The following is a 5304-nucleotide window of genomic DNA, read 5'->3' as shown; positions in this document are numbered from 1 at the left end:
CTGCGGGTCAACGACGGCGTCCGGGAGATGAGCAAGCGCGTCGGGCGGGTCAGCGCGATCGACTACGTCAACGGCACCGCGGTGGTGACCATGCAGCTCGACGGCAACGTCGACGTCTACCGGGACGCGCACGCGGAGATCTGGGACGTCTCGGCGCTGGCGACGAAGTTCGTCGAGCTCAACCTGGGTACCTCGGCGGCCGGCAAGCTCGGCGACCAGACCATCGCGGCGACCCGCAACGTCAACTCGGCCGACCTCTACCAGCTGCTCGACGTGCTCGACCAGCCGACCCGGGACGCGGCCACCCGGACGGTGCGCGCTCTCGGCGGCGGGCTGGCCGGGCACAGCGACGACCTGCAGGACCTGCTGAAGAGCGCGCCCAGCCTGCTGGAGGACATCGGCACCGTCTCCCAGGCGCTCGCGTCCGACCAGACGGACCTGCCCACGCTGCTGACGGACCTCGACCGGCTGGCCGGCCGGCTCGACGACCGGCAGCAGCAGATCGCATCCCTCGTCAACCAGTCCGACCAGACGTTGCGGGCGGTGTCGGTGGACGGGAACAAGCCGCTGACCGCCACCCTGCAGCGGCTGCCGGGCACGCTGGACACAGCCAGGCAGGCGCTGGACTCGCTGAACGCGCCGCTGGCCGACACCGCCTCGGCGGTGCGTGACCTCGAGCCGGGTGCGGAAGCGCTGGGCGCGTCAGAAGCCGACCTGCGCGGCGTGCTGGTGGAGGGGGTGCCGGTCGCGGGCAAGGTTCCCCCGGTGGCGAAGCAGGCCATCCCCGCCGTCGAGGACCTGACCCGCACGGTCGCGGACGCCCGTCCGCTGGCGCCGCCGGTGCGGCAGGCGGTCGGTGACCTGCTCACCCCGCTGCGGGTGCTGGCGCCGTACGCGCCGGAGATCGGGCAGCTGTTCGTCCGCGGCCAGAGCTTCGTCTCCGAGGGGCCCGCGCCGGGGATCCGCTACGCCCGGCTGGGGCTCAACCCCGGTCTGGGGACCGTGACCAGCGGTCTGCTGCCGTCCGGGAACTTCTATCTGAACCAGTACCCCCGGCCCGGTCAGGCGTCACAGGACCGCGCGCAGGGGCTTCCGGCGGGTATCCCGCTGGTGGGGGGGACGGCCCGATGAGTGTGCTGCGGCGTCAGCGGGCGAGCCTCGCCCATCTCGGACAGCGGATACCCACCAAGGTGCTCGGCCTGGTGGTGCTGGCCGTGCTGGCCCTGGTCGGTTTCTTCGCCTTCAACCGGGCCCGCATCCTGATCACGGTGGGCTCCGGTGAGACGGTCAAGGCGGAGTTCGCGCGGGACTACAAGCTCGAACCGTTCAAGAGCGTCGTGAAGGTCTCCGGCGTCAAGGTCGGAGACGTCACGGGCGTGAAGGAGACCGACCGGCACACCGCCCTGGTGTCGATGAAGATCGACGGATCGGTGCTGCGGAAGCTCGGGGACCAGCCGTCCGCGGCGGTGCGGCCCACGCTGCTGGTGGGTGGCGCCTACTACGTCGAGCTCACCCACGGGGGGCCGGGCGGCGGCTTCGGCGCCGGGCGGACGATCCCGGTGGAGCGCACCAGCGTGCCGGTCGAGCTCGACCAGGTCCTCAGCGCCATCACGCCGGACGCGCAGAAGTCAATCCCGCGCACGGTCGAGCGGCTGGACGCGACGCTGCGCAACGACGGGCAGGAGGAGCTGCGTAAGATCATCACGGACGCGCCGGACACCCTCGAACCGGCCGGGGTGGTGCTCAGCGCCGCCCGCGGCACCCGTCCGGACACCGACCTGACCGGGGTGGTCACCGGCCTGCAGCACACGGCGGCGGCCCTGACCAAGCAGGACGGCCAGCTCGACTCGATCATCACCTCGCTGGCGACGACCTCGTCGGCGCTCGCGGACGAGCGCCGGCCGCTGGCCCAGACGGTGGCGGACCTGCCGCAGACGCTGCAGACCACCCGCGCCGGCCTCGCCGACCTCGACCCCACCCTGGACAAGCTGACCACGACCGCGCAGGCGTTCCGGCCGGCGGCCCGCCAGCTCGACCCGGTGCTGGCCAAGCTCGACCCGGTGCTGGAGCGCACCCTGCCGGTAGCGACCGACCTGCGGATCCTCCTGCAGGACGCCCGGCCGCTGGTCGACCGGCTGGTGCCCACCGCGCAGGACGCCAACGGGGTCCTGACCGACGTGCGCGGGCCGGTGCTGGAGCGGCTCAACGGGCCGATCGTCCAGACGGTGCTCGCCCCGTGGCACGGCACCGGGGTCTACAAGGGCGGCGGCAACGATCACCTGCTGTACCAGGAGCTCGGCTACTGGTTCTCCCACGGTGACGACGTCTTCAAGTTCCATGACAGCAACGGCGCGGCGGGCCGGCTGATGGCCGGGGTCGGGGTCAACTCCGTCGGCGGGACCGCGACGGTGCTGCCGCTGGAGCAGTACCTGGAGTCCCTCGGCCTGCAGCAGCCCCTGGGGCCGCAGGAAGGCACCAGGCAGGGCGCGCCGGGCCTGATCCCGCCGCCGGCGGCGGGGCCTGACGCGGGCGCGCTCGGCAAGCTGGTGACCTCGCTGGACCTTCCGCTGGTGTCGAGGAGTTTCCCATGAGCGCATCCCTGCGTCGCCGCTGGGAGCGGATCAGGACGGTGCCCGGGCTGGGCCGTGACGTGACCGCGGTGACGGTCCTCATCGTGCTCGGCCTGGTGGCAGCCGTGATCATCCAGTCCCGGCTGAGCTCGACGCCACCGTGGGCGAAACGGTCGGTCGTCAAGGCCGAGTTCGCCTCGGTGCCCGGCGTGAACCCGACGAGCTCCAACCAGGTCACGATCGCGGGCGTGAAGGTCGGGAAGATCGCGGACTGGTCGGTCAGCGACCACGCGACGGCCATCCTCACGCTGGAGATCGAGCCCGGGCACACCGTGTACGACAACGCCCGCGCGGTGCTGCGCCCGAAGAACGCGCTCAACGAGATGTCGGTGGAGATCAACCCCGGGGGGCCGCCCGGCCGGGCGCTGCGTTCCGGCGGGCTCATCCCGCTGAAGCAGACGTCCCGGCCGGTGCAGGCCGACGAGGTGCTCGGCCATCTTGACGAGCGCACCCAGCTGGCCCTCACCGACCTGCTCGTCGAGTCCGACGTCGCGCTGGCGCGGTCCGAGAAGGAGCTGCCCGCCGGCCTGGCCGCGACGGACGGCACGATCACCCAGCTGCAGCCGGTGGTCGAGGCGCTGCAGACCCGCCGGGAGAAGATCAGCCAGCTCGTGACCGCGCTGTCGCAGATCTCCACCGCGGTCGGCGGCAACGACCAGCGGGTCGCCCAGCTCGCGACGGCGACCCAGCAGACGCTGGGGACGCTGGCGGGCAACGACGGGCAGCTGCGCGACAGCATCGCGCAGCTGCCCGGCCTGACCGACCAGCTCCGCAGGACGCTGACCAGCACCCAGGAGCTGACCGAACAGCTCGACCCGACGCTGGACAACCTCCACCGCGCCTCCGGCGAGCTGCCGCAGACGCTGGAACGGCTGGAAAGCACCGTCGACGAGCTGGGGCGCACCGTCGACTCGGCGAAGCCGGTGGTCAGCAAGGCCCGGCCGGTGGTCGCCGACCTGCGCCCGATGGCCGACGAGATCGACAGCTCGCTGCTCAACTTCCGGCCGATCACCCGTAACCTCGACCGCGACACCCGGACGGTGGTGTCCTACCTCGGCGACATCCAGGCGTTCGTGTACAACACCTCGTCGGTGTTCGGCGCGGGGGACGCCCAGGGCAGCATCATCCGCGGGCACCTGGTCGTGCCGCTGCCCGCCGCCGGGGTACTGCCGAAGCAGCCGCCGAACGGCTACTTCCCCGGACCGGAGAACGGCCTGCCCACCGGCAGCACCGCCACCGGTACCGCCACCGGCACACGGCAGGGAGGCCAGAGCCGATGAGAGCACTGACCGGGACGTTGGGCCGGCTGGTCACCGTCCTGCTGTTCCTCGCCGGGAGCCTCGGGATCCTCATCTTCCTGTTCCGCGGGACCGGTGCGCGGATCCCGCTGGTCGAGGGTGGTGAGTACACCTCCTCCGCGGTGTTCACGGACATCGACAACCTGGTGAAGGCGAGCCGGGTGCAGATCGCGGGCGTGCAGGTCGGCCAGGTCCGCGAGGTCACCCGGCGGCCGGACGGGCTGCGGGTCGCGTTCTCGCTGGACAAGAAGGCCGCCCCGCTGCACGAGGGGGTGAGCGTGCGCCTCGGCGAACGTTCCCTCGTCGGCGAGGGCTACCTGGACATCACCGACGGTGACGGCCGGGTGCTGCCCTCCGGCAGTACCATCCCCGCCGGCGCGGTGAAGCCCAGCACGCAGCTGCGCGACGTGCTCGCCAGCCTGGACACGGACAGCCGCACGGAGCTGGGCGCCCTGCTGCGGTCGCTGGGGCAGGGCACCGAGGGCCGTCAGCAGGACGTCTCCGCGGCCCTCGACGGGCTGGGCGACATCGGCCGGGAGGGGCACACCGCCCTGGACGCCATCGCGGCCCAGTCCGAGGACCTCAAGGCGCTGGCGCAGCAGACCGCCGTCGTGCTGCGGGCCCTCGACACCGGGCAGGGGCAGATCGCCGCCCTGGTGGACAACGCCAACCGGCTGACCCAGGCCACCGCCGGCCAGCAGCAGGCCGTCGAGGACGTGCTGCGGCAGACACCCGGCGTGCTCGACAGCGCCAGGACCGCGTCGGGCACCCTGACGAAGCTCGCCGGGGCACTGGCACCGGTCGCCTCCGACCTGAGGACGGCCTCGCCGCTGCTGAGCGAGGCGCTGCAGCAGCTGCCCGACACCACGGCGGACCTGCACGGGCTGCTGCCCCCGCTGTCGGGCGCGCTGGACCTGGCACCCGACACCCTCACCCGCGTGCCCACCCTGGGCAGTGATGTCCGCGGCGCGATCCCACCGGCGCAGACGCTCCTGAAGGACGTCAACCCGATGCTGTCGTACATCAAGCCCTACGGGCCCGAGCTGGCGGCCTACCTGGCCAACTTCAACGCGGTCCTGCAGTACACCGACGAGTCCGGGGCCCACTACCTGCGGCTGATCCCGCTGGTCAGTGACCAGTCCCTCCAGACACCCGTCCCGTACCACATCCTGACCTACACCAACCCGTTCCCGGCACCAGGCACGGGCGCGAAGCCCGGGCCGTTCACCGGTCCGTACCCGCGGGTGGAGCAAGACCCCGAATGAGGGTCCGCAGGCCCGCCATCCGGCGCTCGCCGGCGCGGGGGAGCCGTCCCCCGCGCCGGCCGGGCGTGCCGCGCCGGCTGCCGTCCCCGGCCCGGGGGCCGCGGTGGCTGC

Annotated in this window: 4 protein-coding genes; all 4 read left to right on the top strand. The window is 72.5% G+C overall.

The features are described from left to right. Positions 1-1131, top strand: a 1131-nt coding sequence (locus NBW84_RS22255; protein ID WP_250287118.1) for an MlaD family protein, incomplete at its 5' end; no start/stop codon positions are given. Then, positions 1128-2591, top strand: a complete 1464-nt coding sequence (locus NBW84_RS22250) for an MlaD family protein (protein WP_250287117.1) — start codon at positions 1128-1130, stop codon at positions 2589-2591. The genes NBW84_RS22255 and NBW84_RS22250, both read left to right, overlap by 4 nt. After that, positions 2588-3910, top strand: a complete 1323-nt coding sequence (locus NBW84_RS22245; protein ID WP_250287116.1) for an MlaD family protein — start codon at positions 2588-2590, stop codon at positions 3908-3910. Before NBW84_RS22250 ends, NBW84_RS22245 begins: the two co-directional genes overlap by 4 nt. Continuing rightward, a complete protein-coding gene (locus tag NBW84_RS22240) occupies positions 3907-5193 on the top strand; it encodes an MlaD family protein (RefSeq protein WP_250287115.1) in 1287 nt (428 codons plus the stop codon). The genes NBW84_RS22245 and NBW84_RS22240 overlap by 4 nt, the downstream gene beginning before the upstream one ends. Positions 5194-5304: the final 111 nt, after the last annotated feature.

This window comes from Protofrankia sp. CiP1_Cm_nod2 (assembly GCF_920664355.1).
Lineage (GTDB): Bacteria > Actinomycetota > Actinomycetes > Frankiales > Frankiaceae > Protofrankia.
Note: the sequence above shows the minus strand (reverse complement) of the source record. Positions and strands in the feature narration are given on the sequence as shown.